Origin of the sequence: Streptomyces sp. NBC_00289 (genome assembly GCF_041435115.1) — a bacterium.
In the GTDB taxonomy this organism is placed as follows: Bacteria; Actinomycetota; Actinomycetes; order Streptomycetales; family Streptomycetaceae; genus Streptomyces.
In genome coordinates this window covers 4083285-4106108 of record NZ_CP108046.1, presented here as the reverse complement: position 1 = coordinate 4106108, position 22824 = coordinate 4083285, and the positions used below count along the sequence as shown (strand labels likewise).

20 protein-coding genes are annotated in these 22824 nt (G+C 70.6%); 8 read left to right on the top strand and 12 right to left on the bottom strand.

All coding sequences use genetic code 11. The features are described from left to right. Nucleotides 1-67: 67 nt before the first annotated feature. Both OG985_RS18580 and OG985_RS18575 read right to left on the bottom strand, forming a co-directional pair. On the bottom strand, nucleotides 68-352 hold the full coding sequence (locus tag OG985_RS18580) for a hypothetical protein (RefSeq protein WP_371669467.1): 285 nt from the start codon (nucleotides 350-352) through the stop codon (nucleotides 68-70). Nucleotides 353-632: 280 nt separating this feature from the next. Beyond that, nucleotides 633-1289 carry a hypothetical protein gene (locus OG985_RS18575; protein WP_371674422.1) on the bottom strand — a complete coding sequence of 219 codons (657 nt, stop codon included), beginning with the start codon at nucleotides 1287-1289 and terminating at the stop codon, nucleotides 633-635. A gap of 373 nt (nucleotides 1290-1662) precedes the next feature. Here OG985_RS18575 and OG985_RS18570 point away from each other — a divergent pair, with 373 nt between their 5' ends. After that, nucleotides 1663-3723 (top strand): restriction endonuclease, encoded by a 2061-nt coding sequence (locus OG985_RS18570; RefSeq protein WP_371669466.1) that lies wholly within the window; start codon nucleotides 1663-1665, stop codon nucleotides 3721-3723. A gap of 12 nt (nucleotides 3724-3735) precedes the next feature. Here the strand turns inward: OG985_RS18570 and OG985_RS18565 are convergent, their stop codons facing one another. The 4 genes from OG985_RS18565 to OG985_RS18550 form a co-directional block, all read right to left on the bottom strand. After that, a complete protein-coding gene (locus tag OG985_RS18565) occupies nucleotides 3736-3927 on the bottom strand; it encodes a DUF4291 family protein (protein WP_371669465.1) in 192 nt (63 codons plus the stop codon). 151 nt (nucleotides 3928-4078) lie between these two features. Then, nucleotides 4079-5182, bottom strand: coding sequence for an AI-2E family transporter (locus OG985_RS18560; protein ID WP_371674421.1), 1104 nt, complete (start codon nucleotides 5180-5182; stop codon nucleotides 4079-4081). Nucleotides 5183-5363: 181 nt separating this feature from the next. Continuing rightward, entirely contained in the window at nucleotides 5364-6836 is a 1473-nt protein-coding gene (locus OG985_RS18555) for a M48 family metalloprotease (protein ID WP_371669464.1), read from the bottom strand. A gap of 418 nt (nucleotides 6837-7254) precedes the next feature. Continuing rightward, entirely contained in the window at nucleotides 7255-8373 is a 1119-nt protein-coding gene (locus OG985_RS18550) for a hypothetical protein (protein WP_371669463.1), read from the bottom strand. Between the two features lie 165 nt (nucleotides 8374-8538). Between OG985_RS18550 and OG985_RS18545 the strand changes: the two genes are divergently transcribed. Continuing rightward, nucleotides 8539-9696: a cystathionine gamma-synthase gene (locus OG985_RS18545; protein ID WP_371669462.1), complete on the top strand. Its 1158-nt coding sequence runs from the start codon at nucleotides 8539-8541 to the stop codon at nucleotides 9694-9696. Between the two features lie 85 nt (nucleotides 9697-9781). Here the strand turns inward: OG985_RS18545 and OG985_RS18540 are convergent, their stop codons facing one another. From OG985_RS18540 to OG985_RS18530, 3 genes are all read right to left on the bottom strand, one after another. Continuing rightward, complete coding sequence (locus tag OG985_RS18540; protein ID WP_371669461.1) at nucleotides 9782-10030, bottom strand: hypothetical protein; 249 nt, start codon at nucleotides 10028-10030, stop codon at nucleotides 9782-9784. Then, nucleotides 10027-10530, bottom strand: a complete 504-nt coding sequence (locus OG985_RS18535) for a sigma factor-like helix-turn-helix DNA-binding protein (RefSeq protein WP_371669460.1) — start codon at nucleotides 10528-10530, stop codon at nucleotides 10027-10029. Before OG985_RS18535 ends, OG985_RS18540 begins: the two co-directional genes overlap by 4 nt. Nucleotides 10531-10789: 259 nt before the next feature. Then, nucleotides 10790-11296 (bottom strand): MarR family winged helix-turn-helix transcriptional regulator, encoded by a 507-nt coding sequence (locus OG985_RS18530; protein WP_371674420.1) that lies wholly within the window; start codon nucleotides 11294-11296, stop codon nucleotides 10790-10792. Between the two features lie 163 nt (nucleotides 11297-11459). Between OG985_RS18530 and ilvA the strand changes: the two genes are divergently transcribed. From ilvA to OG985_RS18515, 3 genes are all read left to right on the top strand, one after another. Next, nucleotides 11460-12689 carry a threonine ammonia-lyase gene (gene ilvA, locus OG985_RS18525; RefSeq protein ID WP_371669459.1) on the top strand — a complete coding sequence of 410 codons (1230 nt, stop codon included), beginning with the start codon at nucleotides 11460-11462 and terminating at the stop codon, nucleotides 12687-12689. Nucleotides 12690-12946: 257 nt separating this feature from the next. Further along, complete coding sequence (locus OG985_RS18520) at nucleotides 12947-13957, top strand: ATP-binding cassette domain-containing protein (RefSeq protein ID WP_371669458.1); 1011 nt, start codon at nucleotides 12947-12949, stop codon at nucleotides 13955-13957. Further along, entirely contained in the window at nucleotides 13954-14811 is an 858-nt protein-coding gene (locus OG985_RS18515) for an ABC transporter permease (protein ID WP_371669457.1), read from the top strand. Before OG985_RS18520 ends, OG985_RS18515 begins: the two co-directional genes overlap by 4 nt. A 57-nt stretch (nucleotides 14812-14868) precedes the next feature. Here the strand turns inward: OG985_RS18515 and greA are convergent, their stop codons facing one another. Then, nucleotides 14869-15369 (bottom strand): transcription elongation factor GreA, encoded by a 501-nt coding sequence (gene greA / locus OG985_RS18510; RefSeq protein ID WP_371669456.1) that lies wholly within the window; start codon nucleotides 15367-15369, stop codon nucleotides 14869-14871. 168 nt (nucleotides 15370-15537) lie between these two features. Further along, on the bottom strand, nucleotides 15538-15936 hold the full coding sequence (locus tag OG985_RS18505) for a DUF4307 domain-containing protein (protein WP_371669455.1): 399 nt from the start codon (nucleotides 15934-15936) through the stop codon (nucleotides 15538-15540). A 166-nt stretch (nucleotides 15937-16102) separates the two neighbouring features. Here OG985_RS18505 and mca point away from each other — a divergent pair, with 166 nt between their 5' ends. Both mca and OG985_RS18495 read left to right on the top strand, forming a co-directional pair. Next, complete coding sequence (mca, locus tag OG985_RS18500) at nucleotides 16103-16963, top strand: mycothiol conjugate amidase Mca (protein WP_371674419.1); 861 nt, start codon at nucleotides 16103-16105, stop codon at nucleotides 16961-16963. After that, nucleotides 16956-17231: a hypothetical protein gene (locus OG985_RS18495; RefSeq protein WP_371669454.1), complete on the top strand. Its 276-nt coding sequence runs from the start codon at nucleotides 16956-16958 to the stop codon at nucleotides 17229-17231. The genes mca and OG985_RS18495 overlap by 8 nt, the downstream gene beginning before the upstream one ends. Before the next feature lie 39 nt (nucleotides 17232-17270). Here OG985_RS18495 and OG985_RS18490 read toward each other — a convergent pair whose 3' ends face one another. Then, nucleotides 17271-20471, bottom strand: coding sequence for a tetratricopeptide repeat protein (locus OG985_RS18490; RefSeq protein WP_371669453.1), 3201 nt, complete (start codon nucleotides 20469-20471; stop codon nucleotides 17271-17273). A 169-nt stretch (nucleotides 20472-20640) separates the two neighbouring features. On the opposite strand from OG985_RS18490, the gene OG985_RS18485 reads away from it, so the two are divergent. After that, complete coding sequence (locus tag OG985_RS18485; RefSeq protein ID WP_371669452.1) at nucleotides 20641-22674, top strand: thioredoxin domain-containing protein; 2034 nt, start codon at nucleotides 20641-20643, stop codon at nucleotides 22672-22674. Nucleotides 22675-22824 lie beyond the last annotated feature (150 nt).

Genomic DNA, 22824 nt, shown 5'->3' with positions numbered 1-22824 from the left:
GTCAAGCCGCGTTCACAGCCCTCTTTGCTGCCGATGGGAACTCCTCACGTGGCTGGTCCGAACGCTGTCATGCGGAAGCCACCACGTTGCCGGCCATGACCTCGGGAGGGTTGGGAAGCAGTGACGCCAGGTTGTCCCGCACGAAGTTCGCAGCCCTCGAGATCGATTCTTCGGCACCGGCCTGGTCCTCGAAGATGCTGGTGGAGACCATCACTCCTTCCCCGGTATCGATCCAGTAGTAGGCCACGAAGCCGGAGACTTGGCGCATGAGCGGCACGAACCCCTCGTTCACGAGACGTGCCGCCTCGGCCGAATCTGTTACCCCTTCGTACCGCCGGACTGCTGCGTACATCCCCAAGCTCCTCACGGCATCTGGGTTCGGTCCTCTGCTGAGAGGTCGTACCCCTGCGACGGCTGTCTGGCTCATGGGGTGTCCGCCAATCACCTGAAGGGCCGCCTTGGGTGATCCGAACGGCGGCCGCCGGCAAGGGCCAAGGCCCTGCGCAGGTGCGCCACGAGACACCCTCGACGTGGAGCAGTGCAGCCTGGGTCGGCACCTTCCCCCGCCATTGAGGCCGTGACATGAAGGGCTCTGGGAAGGCGGCGCTCGCGGTGAGTCGAGCCCCGTTCAGTCAGGCTTCAGCACCACTACTGCGGCTGTGGCCGGTCCGGCGAGTCCACAGCGACAGATCGCTGCTCGTCGCTACGGCAAGGGTCTGCCCGGAGGGCGAGAAACCGACAGCTCGGAGCTCGGAGTAGTTGGAGTGGAAGATGTGCCACCATCGCTCACCGTATGGACCGGAGTGGGGCAGTCCGCTGCCACGGGAGAGCAGAACACGCTCGTTGGGCCAGGCCGGGGCGACGACCTCCAGAGCCCAGCCGCCCGCGGTAGTCGTGTGCAGTCCTCCCCCGAAGAGCCCGGCGATGCGCACTCTGCCTCCGGCAACCGGTCCCAAGCCAGGACACGACAGATCGGCGTCTGCGTCAGGGGTGCTGTCCTCGGGGTCGGGGTCGCGGTTCCGGGCGATCTTCTCCCCCGTGACGGCGTCGAAGAGGCCGTGACCATCGTGCGAGACGACCATCACCAAGTCGTCTCGGGTGTCCGGATGCGACGCGAAACCGATCCCGAGTAGTCCGCCGACAGGGACGTAGGCGATGCGCTGCCAGGGCTCGGGCGCTGGCACTACGGGGGCCGCGAGGAGCCTCTTTCGCATCGATTGTTGGTACGCGGAGAGTTCCGGCTCACAATCCGGCTGCTCGACCAGAGCTTCCTTCTTCGGCCACTTCATCACGCGGCCATGATCCATCCCTCGGCGGGCACGCCCAAGGGGGTTGATACAGGCCACCGGTCAGGTACAGGTCCCTGGAGGCTGTGAACGCGGCTTCATGACCCAGGTCAAGCCGCGTTCACAGACCTTTCTGTCGCGGGTGCGCACACCGGGACAAGCGCTGGGAAAAGAGTCAGCTTGGGTACTGCGCCCTTGCGCGGATGCTAGTTACCCTCCAGTCACGTTGACCTGCGGGGATGGCGGGAGCGGGCTACCTTTGACGAGTGGATATGCGAGATGGCGATTGCTGGATAGAGTCGTCTCGTTACAGCTGGTTGCGGGGACAACCAAAGTGCCGTTCGGCTGCCCCCGTTTTGGGGAGGGCCTGCAGGACATGAGTCGTCGCTCTAGTGGTTCTGTCGGCGTCTGGGCTGAGATGCAACGGCAGCAGCAGCGCCAGTTGGAAGCCGAAGCCAGACGGCGGAGACAGCACGAGCAGCAAGCGCGGGCCTACCAACGGCGAGCTGCACAGAGCCATCGTGAGTACCGACAGGCAGAGGCTCTACGGCGCACGGAGGAGTTGGACGCTCAGGTCGCGTCGTTGCAAGGTCTACTTGCCTCGGGTTGCCGGGCTCCAGCTTTCAGGGCTGTCTCTCTCATGCGACCTGAGGACGTCCAACCCTTCGCTCCAGGGCCATTGGCGCAGCCGGTGCCCATGCCGGATTTCAGTCACTACCAAACACAGAGCGGCTGGACGGCGAGTCGCAGGGCCCAGGCGCAGGCCGAAGCACGAGCACGCTTCGAGCGTGACTGGCAGGCTGCCCAGGCGGCGGAGGCTCAGCGGCAGCAACAACTGGCGTCGTACCAGCGGGAGTACCAGCAGTGGGTCGATGCCCAGCTGGCAGATGTACGGCTGCACAACGCCGGCATCGGTGCGATAACCGAAGGCGTGAGGCGCCAGGATCCCGATTCCGTGATCGAGTACTTCACTGCCGCCCTCTACGCCTCGACGGCATGGCCGGAAGGATTCCCGCGGCAGGTGGCAGCTGCCTACGACCCGGCAGCACGGCAGTTGGTGCTGGATTGGGAGTTGCCCGCTTACAGCATCGTGCCGGAGGTCAAGGCCGTTCGGTACATGTCCGGGGTCGACCAGGACAAGGAGACTCCTCGTCCGATGGGCCAGCGCCGGGCTCTGTACGGGGAGGTGTTGGCCCAGTGCATGCTTCTCGTACTGCACGAGCTGTTCGGCGCAGATGAGCTGGGTGCGCTTGAGTCAGTGGCCTTGAACGGGTTCGTCGATGGGCATGACCCTACGACGGGCCGACCGGGGCATATCTTCCTCGCAACCGTCATGGCCGCGCGCTCGTCGTTCCGTGACTTGCACCTGGCGCAGGTCGACGCAGGTAGTTGCCTGGCCGACGCACTGCGCGGGCAGATCTCGGTGCGACCGGACCAACTCACGCCCGTGCGGCCGAGCAGGCGGCCACAAGAGGTCGGGAACCGCGTTGTCTCCCACGGCAGCGATGAGGAGCCAGACCTGTTTGCCATGGACCCGATCGCCTTCGAGAATCTCGTTGCCGATCTTTTCCGTGCCATGGGGATGCAGGCGGTGACCACCCAGCGGTCCAACGACGGCGGTGTGGACGTCGATGCGCTGGATCCGACGCCGATCCGAGGCGGCAAGATTGTGGTGCAGGTGAAGCGATACCGCAGCACGGTGCCGCCCACCGCTGTGCGGGACTTGTACGGAACCGTTCAGGACGCCGGCGCCAACAAGGGTGTCCTCGTGACGACGTCGGGATTCGGGCCCGGCTCACACACCTTCGCCAACGGCAAGCCACTGGAACTCATTGCAGGTTCTGAACTCGTCGATCTGTTGCATCGCCATGGGCTGCGTGGGCGACTGGGGGAGCGTGGTCAGCAGGTCTCAGCACAGGCGACGCCCTCGGGGCCGAACACTCGGCTGCCCGATGATTACAACGTCTTGGGTATGTCGTGGACCGGAAGTGTCGCCTTGGACGTGTGTGCTCTCGTCTGCCGTGGCAACCGGGTCCTCAGCGACGACCACTTCGTCTTCTTCAACAACTCGCGGACGCCGGACGGCTCAGTGCGCGCCCTTCCCGCCACTGCACCTGACAAGGCCGCGATCTGTGTCTCGTTCGACGGGTTGCCCGACGAGGCTGACCGGTTCGTACTCGTGGCCGCCATCGACCCAGAGGTCAACCCGGACGCCGACCTCTCCGGCTTCACGGACGCATGCATCCGCCTACGCGACCCAGGGCTCGCTGAGCTGGGGCAACTTGACGTCTCCGACGGCCAGCCGCGCGAAACCGCCCTGGTACTCGGCTCCTTCCGTCGAAGGTCGAACGGAGACTGGGACTTCGTCCTGGGCGGCAGGGGCTACACGGGTGGCCTGGAGGCACTTGTTCGGGATTTCGGCATCGAAGTGGAGTAGAGCCCATCTGGGTTACAGAGCTTCTGTGCTGGACGAGGGTTGTGAGCGCGGCTTGATGACCCACGTCATCCTGTCCCGCTTCCACCCGCCCGGGAAACGGCCCTCGCGGGCGGTCGGCAGGTCGATCTCCGGCGGGTAGGCCTGGTAGACGATGACAGTGGCCCCCGTGTGGGCCGCACGGATCCCGCGTTGGGGTTCTTCCATGGCGTACGGCGTGGGTTCGGCTCGGTCGGGCGGCCACTGAATTTCGGTGGGCGGTCGCCGCGGCGCAGAACAGCGTCCGGCGCAGCACCGTGCCGGTTGTCGGTGCTCCGCACGCCAACGGAAACGGTGACGAAGGCGCGCATGCGTAGACCTAGGACGGGGCGGCGGCGCCCGCGGTCGAGTCGTCGGGCCCCGGGTGTGACGGCGGTTCTCGGAGCTGCTCTCGCACGTAGGCCCAGACCACCGCGATCAGCGCGGCGATCGGTACGGCGAGCAGACTGCCCACGACGCCGGCCAGACTGCCGCCCAACGTCACCGCCAGCAGGATCACTGCCGCGTGGAGGCCGAGCCCACGGCTTTGGATCATGGGCTGGAAGACGTTGCCCTCGAGCTGCTGCACCCCGACGATGATGGCCAGCACGATCAACGCGTCCGTGAGGCCGTTGGACACCAGCGCGATGAGAACCGCGACGAAACCGGCGAACAGGGCGCCAATGATCGGCACGAACGCGGAGACGAAGGTCAGCACCGCCAGTGGGAGCACCAGCGGTACCCCCACAATCCAGAGGCCCAGGCCGATCAGGACGGCGTCGAGCAGGCCGACGGCCGCCTGGGAGCGCACGAACGCTCCCAGGGTGTCCCAGCTGCGCGCGGCCACGGTCGGGACGTCGGTGGCGAGCCGACCGGGCAGCTGACGGGCAAGCCAGGGCAGGAACCGCGGGCCGTCCTTGAGGAAGAAGAACATCAGGAAGAGGGCCAGGACGGCGGTGACCAAGCCGTTCACCACGGTGCTCACTCCCGTGACGACAGTGCCGACCATGCTGCCGAGGCCGTCCTGGGCGCGGGAGACCGCGGTGTCGAAGGCCTTGTTGATCTGGGCGTCACCGATGTTCAACGGCGGCCCGGCGGCCCACTCGCGCAACTTCTGGATGCCGTCGCTGACGCCGTCGGTCAGCTCGCCGGACTGGGAGGCCACGGGCACCGCGATCAGTGCCACGACGCCCAGGACGACCAGGAGGAACAGCACGGTCACGGCCGAAGCGGCGAGGGCGGGTTTCCAGCCGCGACGGCGCAGGAAACGGGTCGGTGGCCAGGTCAGTGTGGTCAGAAGCAGACCGACCACGAGCGGCCAGACGACCGACCACATCCGGCCCAGGACCCACAAGGTCACCGCGAGCATCAGGAATATGAGCAGCAACTCCGCGGAGGCACGCGCCGACGTGCGGAGCGCGGCGCGTGCTTTCGTGGAACTCAAGGTGGCAGTCACGCAAGCACCCTATGGGTACCTGCGTCACACCGGCATCGCTCGCTGCCCACCGGCTCGGCATTCCGGTTTCCGGCGGGCGGCGGCCGGTCTCGCCACCGTGCTCGCGCCGGCCGGCGGCGGCGCTCAACTCGTTCCGGGTGGCGCCGGTCCGCCGGTCGTGCGGCGGGTTTCAGGCGCCGCCGGCCAGCAGCGCCCGCAGCGGGGCCGTGTCGGGGGCGTCGGCGACGGCCGACACGACCGCCGCGTCGAGGTCGGTCCCGGTGCCGACGGCGGTGGGGCGCAGGTGCGGGACGGCCGCCCGTTCCCAGGAGAACTCCCAGCGCAGCAGCGAACGTGCGCTGAGTTCGGCCAGGGCCATCCTGCTCAGCGACTTGTGCAGGGTGGGGCGGACGAACTCGCGGAAGGCGTGTCCGTGCACGGCCCCCGCGTGGTCGGACAGTGGCAGCCGCTTCGCCAACTGCCACAGCCGGCCGTCCTCGATCACCCGGAGCAGCGCGGGTACCGTCGGCCGGTCCTCTGTGTACAGCGCGAGCGCCTGCTGCAGGGGTGTGCTGCGGGAGGCGAGCGAGGCGGTCATCGAGCGGTCGAGCAGTTCCTGCCAGTCCCGGGTGCGTTCGAAGCGTCGTATGTCGTCGGCCAGGCAGGTGTCCTCCAGGGCGGGCATGATCCGCTCCGGGTCGGACAGGAGGCTGAGGGCCGCGCCCCGGGCCTCGTTCGTGCGCCCGTCCGCGGGCAGTTCCTCGATCCGGCGGACGCGGTCGGCCGCCGGCGGATGGGAGTCGTACGGCGACGAGGGCTCGACGGGGAGTTCCGCGCGCAGCCCGGCCACCTCGAGTTGGCGGGCGGTGAGCATCCGGCCGAAGCCGCCGTACACCTCGCCGCGCGGCGGCAGCAGCCCGGAGCCCGAGCCCAGCGTGGCGTAGTTGTCCATGTAGAACCCGAACGCGGCCTCCAGCACGGGGATCTCACTCAGTGCCGACGCGGTGGCGTCCCGGCCGGCGATCCGGACGGCGGCGTCGTCGGCGGCGTACTCCTGACGGCGGGCGACGGCGAGCGTGGAGCGGAGGTACAGCCTGGCGTAGGCGGTGTGGATCCTGGCCGTCGTGCGGTGGGTGATGCCCGCGTGGACGGTGTCGGCCTCCGCGGTCTTCCTTCCCCCGGCCTTGCCTCCGCTGTTCCTCCTCTCCTGTCGGAGCTGCTCGCGGGCCTTCGCCCTGGCGGCCCGCTGCTCGAAGTGCGCGACGGTGTGCAGGACCTGGGCGCGGCCGCGCACGGCGAGGGTGGCGAGGCGGGTGTCGGCTTCGGCGTGGTGGCCCAGTTCGTGGGCGAGGACGGCCCGCAGCTGCGCCTCCGACAAACCCTGCACCAGGGGTACGCCGAGGTGGAGCCTGCGCGGTCCGGGCAGCAGCCCGAGCAGACGGGCGTCCTCGGTCACGGCGGCGTCGACGTCGGCGGTGAGGAGGATGTGGGAGGGGGCACGGGTGCCGACCCGGTCGGCCAGTTCCCGCACGGTGCGCCACAGTTCCGGCTCGTCGGTCTCCGTGACGGGCAGGCCCGCCCTGGTCTCGCCGCGCGGAGTGCGCAGCATGAACAGGCTGGCGAGCAGCAGGAGAGCGCGAAGCGCGCGCAGAGTCGTGCGCATCGGGCAGAGATTCCCTCACAGGACGGATCCGAGGATCGCAAGAGCATGAGTCCGGCCCGGGTGGTCACGGGAGGCATGGGGTGTGCGTGCTCATGACCAACACAGGCGTGAGGGCGGAGTATGACCGACCGATCCGTCGCGGAGCAAGACGCGCACCGGCGGCCGGGGCCGAGGGCGGACCGTCAGGTTCCGGCGCGCCAGCCCGCCGCTCACCATGGCCATGGCGCGTCAGCCCGCGACCGGCGACGGCCTCGGCGCGTCAGCCCGCCACCGGCCATGGCCTCGGCGCGTCAGCCCGTGGAGTCACGACGACCTCGGCGCGTCAGCCCGTCGAGTCATGGTGGCCTCGCGCGTCGGACAGCCGGGTCACGGGCGGTGGCTCCACGGCGCGTCGGACCACAGCGTCCATTCCGGCGCGTCAGTGCGGCAGCGTGGCCGGGCTGCCCCCGTTCGCCTCGTAGCCCGCCACCGCGAGCGCCCGGTAGACCGCGAACTCCGCCGCCGGGTCGGCGGTCAGGGTCCACGGGAGGGCGCCGACGTGGCCGTCGACGTGTATCAGCTGGTTCATGGCCTCGGCCCAGCGCTCGGAGCGGACCAGGAAGAAGATCAGGAGGTGGCGGACGTGGGCGAGCATGGGATCGTCGGAGCGCGCCGAGTGGACGGCGTGCAGGGCGCTGTGGATCGCCTTGGTCACGACCTCGCTCTGGTAGAAGGTGCTGACCAGGTTCACCTCGGGCAGGTGCTCGAAGACCGAGAACAGCGGCATCGCGGCGAGCAGGGAGCCCTGGGGCGCGCGGGCCGCGGCGGCCTCCGCGAACGAGGTCGCCAGCTCGCGCGAGCCGTGCCACTTCTCGCACCAGTAGTGCAGGGCGGCCAGATGGGCTCCCATATGGGCCGGTGCACGGTCCAGGATCTTCAGCCAGAGCTGCTCGAACTCCGCCTGGGAGTAGGCGAGTCCGCGGGCCACCGACAGTTCGACGATGTACGGGATCGGGTCACCGGGGGCCAGTAGCGCCGCGTCGCCGCACGCCGACCTCGCCTCCTCCATGATGATCCGGAACTCGTCCGTGCCGGGCGTCGAGGTACGCCACGCCTGCTGCACCAGGAACTCCGCGTGCACGGCCGCACCACCCGCGTCCTTGGGCGCCTCGGCCCGCCACACCCTCAGCCACTGACCGCCCGGAGTCTCGCCGACCCCGCCGGGCCGCTGCTGCAGCTCCAGGGACGCTGCGCCCGCGAAGGCCTGCACGCGCTGCCAGAGCAGCTCACCCTGGCTCCCCGTGCCCGCGAGGAGTTGCGCGGCCGCGCGGTAGTCCTGGGTGTGCTGCACCACGTCCAGGACGTCCAGCAGATCCTGGTCGGGGCCGGGCATGCGGATGTCCAGCTCCTCCTGCCGGGCGAAGCCGTAGTCCGCCGGGTCCGCGGCGTCCGGGTGGCCCGGCGACACCTGCTCGATCATGCCGCGCCTGCGCCTCAGGAACGGAAGCAGCACGAAGCCGAGCATGACCAGCGCCATCAGGACCCACAGAATCTCCATGCCACAAGCGAACCAGACGGCGCCGACAATTGGCCAACCTGGCCCCGCGACCTGTGGAAAACCCGCGTCACGGGCCGCCGGCGCGGGCGGGGCGAGCTCGGCCGTCCGGCCTGCCGCGCCCCGCCGTCCGACACCGGTCCCGCGAGCGCACTACCCTCGGTGCTCATGAGCGACAGGCACATCAGTCAGCACTTCGAGACCCTCGCGATCCACGCGGGCAACACCGCCGATCCCCTGACCGGCGCGGTCGTCCCGCCGATCTACCAGGTGTCGACCTACAAGCAGGACGGCGTCGGCGGCCTGCGCGGCGGCTACGAGTACAGCCGCAGCGCCAACCCGACCAGGACCGCACTCGAGGAGAACCTCGCCGCCCTGGAGGGCGGTCGCCGCGGTCTCGCGTTCGCGTCCGGACTGGCGGCCGAGGACTGCCTGCTGCGTACGCTGCTCAGCCCCGGCGACCACGTGGTCATCCCCAACGACGCGTACGGCGGCACGTTCCGGTTGTTCGCGAAGGTCGTCTCCCGTTGGGGCGTGGAGTGGTCGGTCGCCGACACCAGCGACCCCGCCGCCGTACGGGCCGCCGTCACCCCGAAGACCAAGGCCGTGTGGGTGGAGACCCCCTCCAACCCGCTGCTCGGCATCACCGACATCGCGGCCCTTGCCCAGGTCTCCCGGGACGCGGGCGCCCGGCTGGTCGTCGACAACACCTTCGCCACGCCGTACCTTCAGCAGCCGCTGTCGCTCGGCGCGGACGTCGTGGTGCACTCCCTGACCAAGTACATGGGCGGCCACTCGGACGTCGTCGGCGGCGCCCTGGTCGTCAGCGACCCGCAGCTGGGGGAGGAGCTGGCGTACCACCAGAACGCGATGGGCGCGGTCGCCGGGCCCTTCGACTCCTGGCTGGTGCTGCGCGGCACCAAGACCCTCTCGGTGCGCATGGACCGCCACAGCGAGAACGCCACGAAGGTCGCCGACATGCTCACCCGCCACGCGCGCGTGACGAACGTCCTGTACCCGGGGCTGCCGGAGCACCCCGGTCACGAGGTCGCCGCCAAGCAGATGCGGTCCTTCGGCGGCATGGTCTCGTTCCAGGTCGAGGGCGGCGAGGAGGCGGCCGTCGAGGTCTGCAACCGCGCCAAGGTGTTCACGCTCGGGGAGTCCCTGGGCGGCGTCGAGTCCCTGATCGAGCACCCCGGGCGCATGACGCACGCGTCGGCGGCCGGCTCGGCCCTCGAGGTGCCCGCCGATCTCGTACGGCTCTCCGTGGGCATCGAGAACATCGACGACCTCCTGCAGGACCTTCAGCAGGCGCTCGGCCGATAGCGGCCGGCCACTGCGGCGGCCACAACGGCGGCGGGCCGGATCACCGGCCCGCGCGCGGGATCACCGGTCCGCACGTGAACCGGGATCACCAGCCCGTGAGCGGTGGAGTCGTCTCCGACGGCGGCTCCACCCACGGCCGGGCCGTCAGCGCCCAGACGACGAAGGCCACGCTCGCGGCGAACAGCACCAGCCACATCAGCCGGCGTGCGACCGTCCTGCGGCGCACCATGCGGCCGCCCCGGCGTACGACGTCGGTGTAGAGGTCGGGCGGCACCTGGGGCTGTGCGCCGTCCATGATGCCCCGTACGGCGGCCTCCCGCTGGGTCCGGTTCACGAGGCCGCCACCTTCGCCCCGACCACCGAGGGCGCGGGCCTGGGCGGCGGATGCAGCAGGGTGGCCGTCGCCCGGTCGCAGATCGCGTGGACGCGTTCCGAGGGCATTCCGAGCAGGGCCGCGGCCTGTTCCTCGGCGACGCCCTCGTAGAGCCTGAGAACCACGATCAGGCGTTCCTGGGGCGTGAGCACGGCCAGCGGGCTGCCCGGGTGGGGGCGGCCCCGGCCGAGGCCGCCGTACTGGTGCCACGCCCCGCGCGCGAAGCGGGTGGCCAGGTACTGGCGGGCACGGTCGTACGGGTCCTCGCCGCGCAGCCGGTCCCAGCAGGCGTACGTGTGGGCGAGGGACAGCGTCAGCAGGCGCCGGGCACGCGGGTTGTCGCCCGGTGCCTCCGCCGTGAGCAGGGTGGCGGTATGCAGGAGCCGCCCGGCCGCGCCCGCGACGAACGCCTCGCACTCCCGGGCCCGGCGGGCACTTTCGGACGCATGTTGTTGTCGCACGGCGCCTCCCCCTGAGGGCGACCTGACGAAACGGGGCCCGGCCGGCGTGACGAAGCGCTGATCCGCGTACGGCCTCGGATCCACGCGAGACCGGGGCCCCGGTCTCATATGAGGCCAGGGGTGGCCTTTCGGTCAAGAGCCGCGTGAGCACGACCGGTGCTCACGACGACGCCGTCCGCGGACAAGCCGCACGCGCGCGGGCCCGCCGACAGCCGACCCGCCCGAAACCGGGCCCGCACGCGCACGCGCGGGACAGTGCTCAGGACGCCGTCGGCCCCTCCGACCCCGAGAGTCCCGAGGCCGCCATCCGAGTGGACAGGGCGGTGTTGAAGCGGGTGAGGAGCGTGCAGAACGCCTCGCGCTCCCCCGGCTCCCAGTCGTGCGTCAGTTCGGCCATCAACTGACGCCGTGACGAGCGCACTTCCTCCAGGCGCGACTGCCCGCGCGGGGACAGCTGGAGTACCACGGCCCGCCCGTCCTCCGGGTGCGAGGTGCGCTTGACGAGGCCGGTGTCGACCAGCGGCGCCACCTGGCGGGTGACCGTCGACGAGTCGATGCCCATGCTCGCTGCGAGCGCCTTGACGCCCATCGGGCCTTCCTTGTCGAGGCGGTTGAGCAGCAGGTATGCGGCGCGGTCCATGGAGTTGCGCACCTGCCCGACGCCGCCGAGCCGGGTCTGTTCGGCACGGCGGGCGAACACCGCCACCTCGTGCTGCAGCGTGTCGAGGAGACCGGGGTCACCGACGGTCGTCATGTCCATCGACATTTCAGGTGTTGTGGGCATGGCCGGAGGCTCACTTCATGAAAGGGGTGCTGGGTTGGGGGACAGGGTACGCGGCCGGGAGGCGGGCCGTACCGACGCTGGGGAAACCAGTCTCGGGGGTTGGTCACAGCAGCGGTTCCCGCCTGTGAACTGCGAGACTCGAGTCATGAACCACCGTACGGCCGACCCCTTGCCGCCGGTCACACTCGATGACGTACGCGGCGCCCAGAAGATGCTGGCGGGCGTGGCGCGGACGACCGCGATGGAGGGCAGCCGGCACCTGTCCCAGCTGGTGGGCGGGCCGGTGCACCTCAAGTGCGAGAACCTCCAGCGGACGGGATCGTTCAAGCTGCGCGGCGCGTACGTCCGGATCGCCGGGCTGCTGCCCGAGGAGCGGGCCGCCGGTGTCGTCGCGGCGAGCGCGGGCAACCACGCGCAGGGTGTGGCGCTGGCGTCCGCGCTGCTCGGCGTGCGGTCCACGGTGTTCATGCCCCGGGGCGCCCCGCTGCCGAAGATCAGCGCCACGCAGGAGTACGGCGCCGAGGTGCGCCTGCACGGCCAGGTGGTGGACGAGACCCTGGCCGCGGCGCAGGAGTACGCGGCCGAGACGGGCGCGGTGTTCATCCACCCCTTCGACCACGCCGACATCATCGCGGGTCAGGGCACGGTCGGTCTGGAGATCCTGGAGCAGTGCCCGGAGGTGCGCACGGTCGTCGTGGGCATCGGCGGGGGCGGGCTCGCGGCGGGTCTCGCGGTCGCGGTGAAGTCGCTGCGGCCGGACGTGCGGATCGTGGGCGTGCAGGCGGCGGGCGCGGCCGCCTACCCGCCCTCGCTGGCGGCCGGGCGCCCGGTGTCGATCGAGAACCCGGCGACGATGGCCGACGGCATCAAGGTCGGGCGGCCGGGTGACGTGCCGTTCGGGATCATCGGCGAACTGGTGGACGAGGTCCGCACGGTCACCGAGGACGAGCTGTCCGCCGCCTTGCTGCTGTGCCTGGAGCGGGCCAAGCAGGTCGTCGAGCCGGCCGGGGCGAGCCCGGTCGCCGCGCTGCTGAGCGACCCGCGTTCGTTCGAGGGGCCGGTGGTGGCGGTCCTGTCCGGCGGCAACGTCGATCCGCTGCTGCTCCAGCGCATCCTGACCCACGGCATGGCCGCGCAGGGCCGCTACCTGGCCGTACGACTGCGGGTGACGGACCGGCCGGGTGCGCTCGCGACACTTCTGGGGGTGTTGTCAGTGGTGGACGCTAACGTCCTGGACGTGAGCCACGTACGCACCGATCCGCGGCTCGGGCTCACGGAGGCGGAGGTGGAGCTGCACCTGGAGACGAAGGGGCCGGCGCACTGCGTCGAGGTCGGCCGGGCTCTGCGCGAGGCGGGCTACACGGTCATCGGCTGAGGTCGGGGACCCGGTTGTCACTCGTTCGGAAAACTCCATTGAGAGACGCGATACATCGCGTTATGGTGTGTCTCGTGGAGTCCACCGTCCCGCCCGGCGGCCCGCACCAGCCCGTGTTCCCAGCGCCGACCCAACCCATTTCCCGGCGTCAACCGTGTACCTGGCGCCCCCGTGTTCTTAGCGTCAGTCGTGTCCCTGGCGCCAACCGTTTTCCGGAAAACCGTGACGACAGAATCCCCAACGACGTGGAGTACCACATGCCAGGCGCCATCTATGCCGAAGGCCTGGTCAAGACCTTCGGCGACGTAAAGGCTCTGGACGGCGTCGACCTCGACGTCCCCGAGGGCACCGTGCTGGGCCTGCTCGGGCCGAACGGCGCGGGCAAGACGACGACGGTCCGCTGTCTGACCACGCTCCTGCGCCCCGACAGCGGCAGGGCGGTCGTGGCCGGCCTCGACGTGCTCAAGCAGCCCAACGAGGTACGGCGGTCCATCGGCCTGTCCGGCCAGTTCGCCGCCGTCGACGAGTACCTGACCGGCCGCGAGAACATCCAGATGGTCGGCCGGCTCTACCAGATGAAGGCCAAGGCCGCGAAGGCCCGGGCCGAGGAGCTGCTCGAGCAGTTCCACCTCACCGACGCCGCCGACCGCCCCGCGAAGACCTACTCCGGAGGCATGCGCCGCCGGCTCGACCTGGCCGCGGCCCTGGTCGTCTCCCCGCCCGTGATGTTCATGGACGAACCGACGACCGGCCTGGACCCCCGCAACCGCCAGCAGCTGTGGGAGGTCATCAAGCAACTCGTCTCCGGCGGCACGACCCTCCTGCTGACCACGCAGTACCTGGAGGAGGCCGACCACCTCGCCCACGACATCGCGGTGGTCGACCAGGGCAAGGTCATCGCCCGCGGCACCTCCGACCAGCTCAAGGCCCGCACCGGCGGCGAGCGCGTCGAGGTCGTCGTCCACGAGCGCGACCACATCGCGACCGCCGCCGAGGTGCTGGCCGGCTTCGGCAAGGGGGAGACCTCCATCGAGGACCACACCCGCAAGCTCACCGTCCCCGTCACCGGCGGCGCCAAGCTCCTCGCCGAGGTCATCCGGGAACTCGACGCCCGCGGTATCGAGATCGACGACATCGGCCTGCGCCGCCCCACCCTGGACGACGTCTTCCTCTCCCTCACCGGTCACCTGGCCGAGACGGCGGACGAGGCGAACGGCGGGCCGGCGGACGCCAAGGCCCCCCAGCAGAAGAAGGAGGCCACCCAGTGAGCGCCAGTACCGAGGCCGCGCGCGTCGCGGCGCCCGCCAACGCCCTGAGCCAGTCCGTGCGTGACTCGCTGGTGCTCGCCCAGCGCAACCTGATCCGGATGTCCCGCATCCCGGAGATGGTGATCTTCGGGCTGATCCAGCCGATCATGTTCGTGGTGCTGTTCAGCTACGTCTTCGGCGGATCCATGCAGATCGGCGGCAGCAGCAGCGCCACCGCCTACAAGAACTTCCTGATGGCGGGCATCTTCGCGCAGACCGTCACGTTCGCCACCGCGAGTTCGGGCGCGGGCATCGCCGACGACATGCACAAGGGCCTCATCGACCGCTTCCGCTCACTTCCCATGGCACGCGGCGCGGTGCTGACCGGGCGCACGCTCGCCGACCTCGTGCAGACCGCGCTGACCCTGCTCGTGCTCGCGGTGGTCGCCCTCCTGGTCGGCTGGCGCGTCGGGTCCGACGGCAACACCAACGCCGGCCGGGTCCTCGGCGCCTTCGGCCTGCTGCTCCTGCTCGGATACGCGTTCACCTGGATCGGCGCCCTGATCGGCCTGTCCGTCCGCACACCCGAGGCGGCCACCTCCGGCGGACTGATCTGGCTCTTCCCGGTGACCTTCATCTCCAACGCGTTCGTGGACACCAGTCACATGACCCCGTGGCTGCGCCATGTCGCCGAGTGGAACCCCTTCAGCGCCACCGTCCAGGCATGCCGGGTGCTCTTCGCCAACCCGGGCCAGTCCACGTCGGACGCCTGGCCCATGGTGCATCCGGTGTGGGCCTCGCTGATCTACTCCGTCCTGATCATCCTCATCTTCAGAACGCTGTCGGTCCGCAAGTACCGGTCCGCGACCGCATGACGAAGCCCCCGGCGTCACGCGGACGCCGGGGGCCTGTCAAGGGCGTGCGGGGCGGGATCAGGCGCTGTAGGGCTTGGCCTTGAGGATCTTCACGGAGGCGCGCTTGCCGTTGGGCAACTCGTACTCCGCGTCCTCGCCGACCTTGTGGCCCATCACGCCGGTGCCCAGCGGGGACTGCGGCGAGTAGGTCTCGATGTCGGCGCTGGCGTACTCGCGGGAGGCGAGCAGGAACGACAGGGTGTCGTCCTCGTCGCCGTCGAAGGCGATCGTCACGACCATGCCGGGCGCGACCGTGCCGTCCGTCGAGCTCGGTGCCTCACCGACCTGGGCGTTCTCCAGAAGCTGGGTCAGCTGGCGCACACGGAGCTCCTGCTTGCCCTGCTCCTCCTTGGCCGCGTGGTACCCGCCGTTCTCACGCAGATCGCCCTCCTCGCGCGCGGCCGCGATCTTGGCGGCGATCTCCGTGCGCGCAGGACCAGTAAGGTACTCAAGCTCGTCCTTGAGCTTGTTGTACGCCTCCTGGGTCAGCCAGGTGACGTTCTCGCTGGTCTGGGTCACAGGTGCTCCTCGTAGGTACTGGGGATACAAAGCATCGCCCTACCCAGAAGAATGTTCTTTCACGGAAGGGCGAAACCACGAGCCTAACAATTCAGCGGCGTAAGGGGGAGGACATAAGCCCCCAGAACTACGTCAGCGCAGGTCAGCGTCTACGTATTCGGGCTGAGGTCAGTCGGAGTGGCAGCCCAGGAGCTCGGCCGTCGTGCCCGGCGAGGTGGTACGCAGCGTGACGACCCGGTCGATGCGGGTGTCGCTCCCGTCGAAGTGGAAGTCGGCCCGGCCCACCTCGGCGCCGTTGGCCGCCTGGGACCGCAGGGTGCAGTAACCACTGGCACCGGAGTCCTTGCGGACCTCCAGATGCACCTTCACCGCGTCCTTCGAGGGATCGAAGGTGATCACCTGCGCGCTGATCTCGTTCTCACCGACGTAGTGGTAGGCGAAGTAGCCGACCAGAGTGAGAAGCGCCACCGCGAGGACGGCACCGACGGTCTTGAGCCTGCGGTCCGAACGCTCGTCCGAGGAGCGGCCGTACCGGCCCTCGGGCAGCCGCGTGCTCGCCGTACTCATGATCGTCCTCTCGGCAGGGCGGGACCGAGGCCCCGAAGGGGCTCCGAGAACCCGGCCCCGGAATTATTCGCCCCCCGATTCGGTCACTATAGAAGCCGCCGATCGCACCCGTTCACACCGGGCGCCGACTTACGAGGATTGAGTCTTGACTGACCAGCTGCGACTGATGGCCGTGCACGCCCACCCCGACGACGAGTCGAGCAAGGGCGCGGCCACCATGGCGAAGTACGTGTCCGAGGGGGTGGACGTACTGGTCGTGACCTGCACCGGTGGGGAGCGCGGCTCCATCCTCAACCCGAAGCTGCAGGGCGACAAGTACATCGAGGAGCACATCCACGAGGTACGCAAGAAGGAGATGGACGAGGCCCGCGAGATCCTCGGCGTCAAGCAGGAGTGGCTCGGCTTCGTCGACTCCGGCCTGCCCGAGGGCGACCCGCTGCCGCCGCTCCCCGAGGGCTGCTTCGCCCTGGAGGACGTCGACAAGGCGGCCGGTGAGCTGGTGAAGCAGATCCGCTCGTTCCGTCCCCAGGTGATCACGACCTACGACGAGAACGGCGGCTACCCGCACCCCGACCACATCATGACCCACAAGATCTCGATGGTGGCCTTCGAGGGCGCGGCGGACACCGAGAAGTACCCCGAGGCCGAGTTCGGCCCGGCGTACCAGTCGCTGAAGCTGTACTACAACCAGGGCTTCAACCGCCCGCGCACCGAGGCGCTGCACAACGCGCTGCTGGACCGCGGCCTCGAGTCGCCGTACGGGGACTGGCTCAAGCGGTGGTCGGAGTTCGAGCGCACCGAGCGCACGCTGACCACGCACATCCCGTGCGCCGAGTTCTTCGAGATCCGCGACAAGGCACTGATCGCGCACGCCACGCAGATCGACCCCGACGGCGGCTGGTTCCGCGTCCCGATGGACCTCCAGAGGGAGGTCTGGCCGACCGAGGAGTACGAGCTCGCGAAGTCCCTCGTGGACAGCTCCCTCCCCGAGGACGACCTCTTTGCGGGCATCCGCGACAATGCCTGACATGAGTGCAAGCGCAAGCCTGGCAATGACGCATCTCGTCCCCCTCGCCAAGGAGGTGGACGAGAACAAGGTCACCCCCGGCGTCCTCGGCTTCATCGTCTTCGCGGCGATGGCCCTGGCGGTGTGGGCCCTGATGAAGTCGATGAGCAAGCACATGGGCAAGGTCGACTTCAAGCAGCCCGCCGACTCCGACCCGGAGGCCGCAGCCGCGGCCGAGGGCGCCTCGGCCGACGGCAAGGCGGCTGACAGCAAGGCCCCGCGGGGCTGACCCGCGCGGAGGCGGAGGGCGCCGGTCCGCCGCCGGGCGTCAGCGCTCGGCCGGCACCGCCACCCCCATCACCTCCCGCGCGTGGCGGTTCGGCACCATGCCGAGCCGCCATGCCTGCCATCCCGCGTCCAGGTCGACCCCCCGCTCCAGCAGTAGCTGGTACGCCTCGAGACAGTCCTCCAGCTTCCCGTCCCGGGACGGATGCCCCGCGCGGGACAGCTCCGCCAGCTCCTGCTGGGCCACCGCCGTGCCGACCTCCACACCGCCGGGAGCCGCGTACGGCAACAGGGTGCAGCGCAGGAAGCGGGCCCAGTCCTCACCGCGGCGGTCGCCGTACGACGCGAACAGGGCCGCCGCCTCGTCGCACAGCTCCAGCGCCTGCCCCGTACGGCCGTTGCCCGCGTCGACGACCACCAGCTCCAGGCACGTCCAGGCCTCGCCGTGGGCGACCCCGATGCGCTGGAAGTCGGCGCGGGCGTCGACCAGGAGCTGCCGGGCGAAGCCGGAGTTGCGCAACGAGCCCGTCTGGGCGGCGCGCTGGTCACGCGTGACCCGGGCCGAATGATGCCGGGCGCAGGCGAGGCCGTACACGTCCCGCATCCGCGAGAACATCGTGCGCGAGCGTTCCAGTTCACGGACCGCGTGCTCCAGGTCGCCCGTCTCCTCCAGGGCCTGTCCCAGGTAGTACACCGTCCAGCCCTCGCCGCGGGCGTCCTCGTTGTCGCGGTGGCGCGCGGCCGCCTGCCGCAGGCCGTCCACCGCCGTGACGGGATCGCCGTCCACCAGACGGGCCCGCGCCAGCTGGGTCAGCGCCCAGGCCTCGCCGCGGGCGTCGCGGGTGCGGCCGTACAGGTCCAGGGCGGTCCGCAGCTCCGACTCCGCGCGCGGCACGTCACCCATGCGCAGGCCCAGCTGGCCGAGCTGGAAGTGGGCCCACGCCTCACCGTGCACCGACTCGCCCGCCCGGTGCAGGACCAGCGAGCGGGTCAGCAGGTCCAGCGACTCGGAGACGTGGGCGCGGTCGCGCTCCACCGCCGCCAGCGCGTGCATCGTCCAGGCACGGTCCGTGTCCAGCTCGGGTGCCGCCTGTAGTTCCAGCGCCTCCCGGAGTCTCTCCGCCGCCTCGGCGAGGTTGCCCTGGTGATGCAGCGTGATGCCGAGCGAACACAGCGCGCGGGCCGCGCCCGCGTCGTGATGCGCCTCCATGTACAGGTCGACCACCGAGGTCAGCGTCGTCCGCGCCTTGTCCAGCTCGCCCAGCTGACGGGCCGCGATACCCGTACGCCACTGCACCGAGCGCACCAGCAGCCCCTGGTCGACGGCCTGCGCCAGCTCGCTGATCTCACCCAGCCGGTAGAGGTCGCCGCGCAGCAGGCAGTAGTCGCACAGGGCGCCGAGCAGGTTCAGCACGGCACCCTGGTCGACGCCCTCCGCGTGCCGGAGCGTCGCCGTGATGAAGCTCGACTCGTCGTCCAGCCAGCGCAACGCCTCGTCGAGAGAGGTGAAGCCGTGCGGGCTGAACCGGTCCGAGCGGGTCGACATGTTGCCGTCGACCAGTCGCAGCACCGAGTCCGCCAGCTCGGCGTAGTTCACGATCAGCCGCTCCTGCGCCGCCGTACGCTCGGCCGGCTCCTCCTCGTCGGCCAGCCGCGCCTGGGCGAAGGCGCGGACCGAGTCGTGCAGGCGGTAACGGTCACCGCGGACATGGTCGATCAGTCCTGCCCGGGCCAGGGCCTCCAACCGGCTTCCCGCCTCCGTCCGGTCCGTGGCCAGCAGCGCGGCGGCCGCCGCGGCGCCCAGCGAGGCCCGGCCGGCGAGCGCCAGCCGGCGCAACAACCGGCGTGCCGCGTCCGCCTGGTCGGTGTAGCGCAGCCACAGCACCCGCTCGACGGGCTCCACCGGCCCGTACGCCTCCAGATCGGTGGCCAGCCGGCGGGGCGAGCGCGGGCCCAGGGACGAGCCCGCGATCCGCAGCGCCAGCGGCAGCCCGCCGCACAGCAGGCCGATCCGGTCGGTGGCCTCGGCGTCGTAGGGACCGGAACCGTCCTGCGCCGCCGCGCCCAGCAGCTCCTCGGCGCCCGCCCCGTCCAGCGACTCGACCGGCAGTTGGTGCACCCAGGCCGAGAGCCCGGCGGGCAGCTCGAGCGGCTTGCGGGCGGTCACCAGGACCAGGCTGTCGGAGCGCTCGGGGACGAGGGCGCGGACCTGCTCGGGATCCGGGGCGTCGTCCAGGATGATCGTCACCGGTACCCCGGTCAGATGCTGCTGGTAGAGCTCACCCAGGCGCTTGACCTGCTGGTCGGGGGAGGAGCGCTCCCGGAACAGCAGTTGCTCGCGCGGGGCGCCGAGACGGTTGAGCAGGTGCAGCAGCGCGTCGCGGGTCGGCAGCGGAGGCTCCTCCGGACTGTCACCGCGCAGATCGACGAGGCAGGCACCGCGGAACTGGTCCCGGAGGTCGTGGGCGGCCCGGACCGCGAGCGCGGAACGACCGCTGCCGGGGGCACCGTGCAGCACCACGACCGTCGGCCGAGTCTCGGTGCTCGCGCGGGCCGCCTGTACCCACTGCCGGATCCGCCCCAGCTCCTGCCGACGCCCCGCGAACGGATCCGCCGGCTCGGGCAGCTGACCGAACGACTGCTGCAGCACACTGCGCCCGCGGGCCGCCGCGCTCTTGTCGGTGCCGCGCAGCCGCGGCCCCGTCCTCTTCGGTCCGGTGGAGGCGTTCCGTACCCGCTGCTGGTCGAGGAACGGACGGATGCCCCGCACCTCCAGCGCCGTCAGCCACTGCAGACGCAACTGCTCGGGGCCGCCGGGCTGACCGATGGCGCCCGCCCGGTGATGGGCGGCCGGCACGTGCGAGCCCGCCACCTTCACCACCGTCGCCGCCGCACCCACCACACCCACGGTCACTCCCGCGCCCAGCGCCGTGCCCGCACCGGTACCGAGCGCCAGATCGGCGACCGCGGCGGCCACCGCCGCGACACCGGCCACCAGCAGGGGGGTGCCGGCGCCCTCGCGCGCGTACCGCTGTCCGAACGTGAGCTGCCCGGCCCGCGCCGCGTCCTGCGCGCGCGTGTACGCCTCGTACTCCTCGGCGGCCGTCTGGGCCATGGCGTCCAGTGAGCCGCGCGCCCGTGACAACAGCACGCTCCCGTCGGTGCGCCCGCCGGACCGGCGCACCTCCTCCTCGACGGCCCGGGCCAACAACCGTTCGGCCTCGGCCCGATGACTGTCCCGCATGTCATTCCCCCTCCGGCGGCAACGGGTTGCACGGTCAAGTGTGCTGCCGATGTTGGTCGGAGGGGAGAGGGCGGGATCATCGGGACGCGTGCGGGCCCGCCCCGCGCACCGGCCGCGCCGTACCCGGTGCTGTCCGGTGTTTCCGGGGTACTGCGGCAGGATGGACCGTATGCCGAACCGACTGGCCCACGAGACGTCCCCCTATCTTCTCCAGCACGCCGACAACCCCGTCGACTGGTGGCCCTGGTCGGCCGAGGCGTTCGAGGAGGCCCGGCGGCGCGGTGTGCCGGTGCTGCTGAGCGTCGGGTACAGCAGCTGCCACTGGTGTCATGTCATGGCTCACGAGTCCTTCGAGGACCCGGAGACCGCCGACCGGCTCAACGCGCAGTTCGTCCCGGTCAAGGTCGACCGTGAGGAGCGCCCCGACGTCGACGCCGTCTATATGGAGGCCGTCCAGGCGGCCACCGGCCAGGGCGGCTGGCCGATGACCGTGTTCCTGACACCGGAGGCCGAGCCGTTCTACTTCGGGACGTATTTCCCGCCGGAGCCCCGGCACGGCATGCCGTCGTTCCGGCAGGTGCTCGACGGGGTCGGGCAGGCCTGGACCGAGCGGCGCGAAGAGGTTGCCGAGGTCGCGGGGAAGATCGTGCGGGATCTGGCGGGGCGGGAGATCTCCTACGGCGACAGCAGGGCACCCGGTGAGGAGGAGCTCGCGCAGGCGCTGCTCGGGCTGACCCGGGAGTACGACCCGCAGCGCGGCGGATTCGGCGGGGCGCCGAAGTTCCCGCCGTCCATGGTGATCGAGTTCCTGCTGCGGCATCACGCGCGGACCGGCGCCGAGGGCGCGCTCCAGATGGCGCGGGACACCTGTGAGCGCATGGCCCGGGGCGGGATCTACGACCAGCTCGGCGGCGGCTTCGCGCGCTACTCGGTGGACCGGGACTGGGTCGTGCCCCACTTCGAGAAGATGCTCTACGACAACGCCCTGCTCTGCCGGGTCTACGCCCACCTCTGGCGGGCCACCGGATCGGAGCTGGCCCGGCGGGTCGCGCTGGAGACCGCCGACTTCATGGTGCGGGAACTGCGGACGAGCGAGGGCGGGTTCGCCTCGGCGCTCGACGCCGACAGCGACGACGGGACGGGGCGGCACGTCGAGGGCGTGTACTACGTGTGGACGCCCGGGCAGCTGGCCGAGGTGCTCGGCGAGGAGGACGCGCGTCTGGCCGCCGAGCACTTCGGGGTGAGCGAGGAGGGCACTTTCGAGCACGGCTCCTCCGTCCTGCAACTCCCGCAGCGGGAGGGCGGGCACGACGCCGAGAGGATCGAGTCCGTCCGGGAGCGGCTGCTGCGGAGCCGGGCGCAGCGGCCTGCCCCCGGCCGTGACGACAAGGTCGTCGCCGCCTGGAACGGGCTCGCGGTCGCGGCGCTGGCCGAGACCGGCGCCTACTTCGACCGCCCCGACCTGGTCGAGGCGGCGGTCGGGGCCGCCGATCTCCTCGTACGGCTGCATCTCGACGATCACGCGCGGCTCGCCCGCACCAGCAAGGACGGTCGGGCCGGGGCCAACGCGGGGGTGCTGGAGGACTACGCCGACGTGGCGGAGGGTTTCCTCGCGCTGGCCTCCGTCACCGGGGAGGGCGTGTGGCTGGAGTTCGCCGGGTTCCTCCTGGACCACGTCCTGGCCCGGTTCGCGGACCCGGAGTCGGGCGCCCTGTTCGACACGGCGGCCGACGCCGAGCGGCTGATCCGGCGGCCGCAGGACCCGACCGACAACGCGACGCCGTCCGGCTGGACCGCGGCGGCGGGCGCGCTGCTGGGTTACGCGGCCCAGACCGGATCGGAGGCCCATCGCACCGCGGCGGAGCGGGCGCTGGGTGTGGTCAAGGCGCTCGGGCCGCGTGTGCCCCGGTTCGTCGGCTGGGGGCTGGCCGTCGCGGAGGCGTTGCTCGACGGGCCGCGTGAGGTCGCGGTGGTCGGTCCGGCAATCGACGATCCGGCCACAAAAGCCTTGCACCGTACGGCACTTCTGGGTGCGGCTCCGGGGTCGGTGGTGGCGGTCGGTACTCCGGAGAGTGACGAGTTCCCGCTGCTCGGCGACCGGCCCCTGGTCGGCGGTGAACCAACGGCGTACGTCTGCCGTAACTTCACGTGTGACGCCCCGACGACCGACCCGGAGCGGCTGCGTGCCGCGCTGGGCGGCTGAAGCGCGGGACATACCGGTACGGCGGGGTGTATTTCGCGCGTCCGATTAAGGCACGTGTTCGGAAAGATCCCGCCTAGTCCCCACCATTCCGAAACACGCTATTTATCGGAGCAGCGTCCCCTTTTCACAGTCCCCACCTAATCTCTGCAC

Coding starts and splice junctions, on each gene's coding strand:
- OG985_RS18580 (WP_371669467.1), bottom strand. CDS start 352: ATGTACGCAGCAGTCCGGCGGTACGAAGGGGTAACAGATTCGGCCGAG.
- OG985_RS18575 (WP_371674422.1), bottom strand. CDS start 1,289: ATGAAGTGGCCGAAGAAGGAAGCTCTGGTCGAGCAGCCGGATTGTGAG.
- OG985_RS18570 (WP_371669466.1), top strand. CDS start 1,663: ATGAGTCGTCGCTCTAGTGGTTCTGTCGGCGTCTGGGCTGAGATGCAA.
- OG985_RS18565 (WP_371669465.1), bottom strand. CDS start 3,927: ATGGAAGAACCCCAACGCGGGATCCGTGCGGCCCACACGGGGGCCACT.
- OG985_RS18555 (WP_371669464.1), bottom strand. CDS start 6,836: ATGCGCACGACTCTGCGCGCGCTTCGCGCTCTCCTGCTGCTCGCCAGC.
- OG985_RS18550 (WP_371669463.1), bottom strand. CDS start 8,373: ATGGAGATTCTGTGGGTCCTGATGGCGCTGGTCATGCTCGGCTTCGTG.
- OG985_RS18545 (WP_371669462.1), top strand. CDS start 8,539: ATGAGCGACAGGCACATCAGTCAGCACTTCGAGACCCTCGCGATCCAC.
- OG985_RS18530 (WP_371674420.1), bottom strand. CDS start 11,296: ATGTCGATGGACATGACGACCGTCGGTGACCCCGGTCTCCTCGACACG.
- ilvA (WP_371669459.1), top strand. CDS start 11,460: ATGAACCACCGTACGGCCGACCCCTTGCCGCCGGTCACACTCGATGAC.
- OG985_RS18520 (WP_371669458.1), top strand. CDS start 12,947: ATGCCAGGCGCCATCTATGCCGAAGGCCTGGTCAAGACCTTCGGCGAC.
- OG985_RS18505 (WP_371669455.1), bottom strand. CDS start 15,936: ATGAGTACGGCGAGCACGCGGCTGCCCGAGGGCCGGTACGGCCGCTCC.
- mca (WP_371674419.1), top strand. CDS start 16,103: ATGGCCGTGCACGCCCACCCCGACGACGAGTCGAGCAAGGGCGCGGCC.
- OG985_RS18495 (WP_371669454.1), top strand. CDS start 16,956: ATGCCTGACATGAGTGCAAGCGCAAGCCTGGCAATGACGCATCTCGTC.
- OG985_RS18490 (WP_371669453.1), bottom strand. CDS start 20,471: ATGCGGGACAGTCATCGGGCCGAGGCCGAACGGTTGTTGGCCCGGGCC.
- OG985_RS18485 (WP_371669452.1), top strand. CDS start 20,641: ATGCCGAACCGACTGGCCCACGAGACGTCCCCCTATCTTCTCCAGCAC.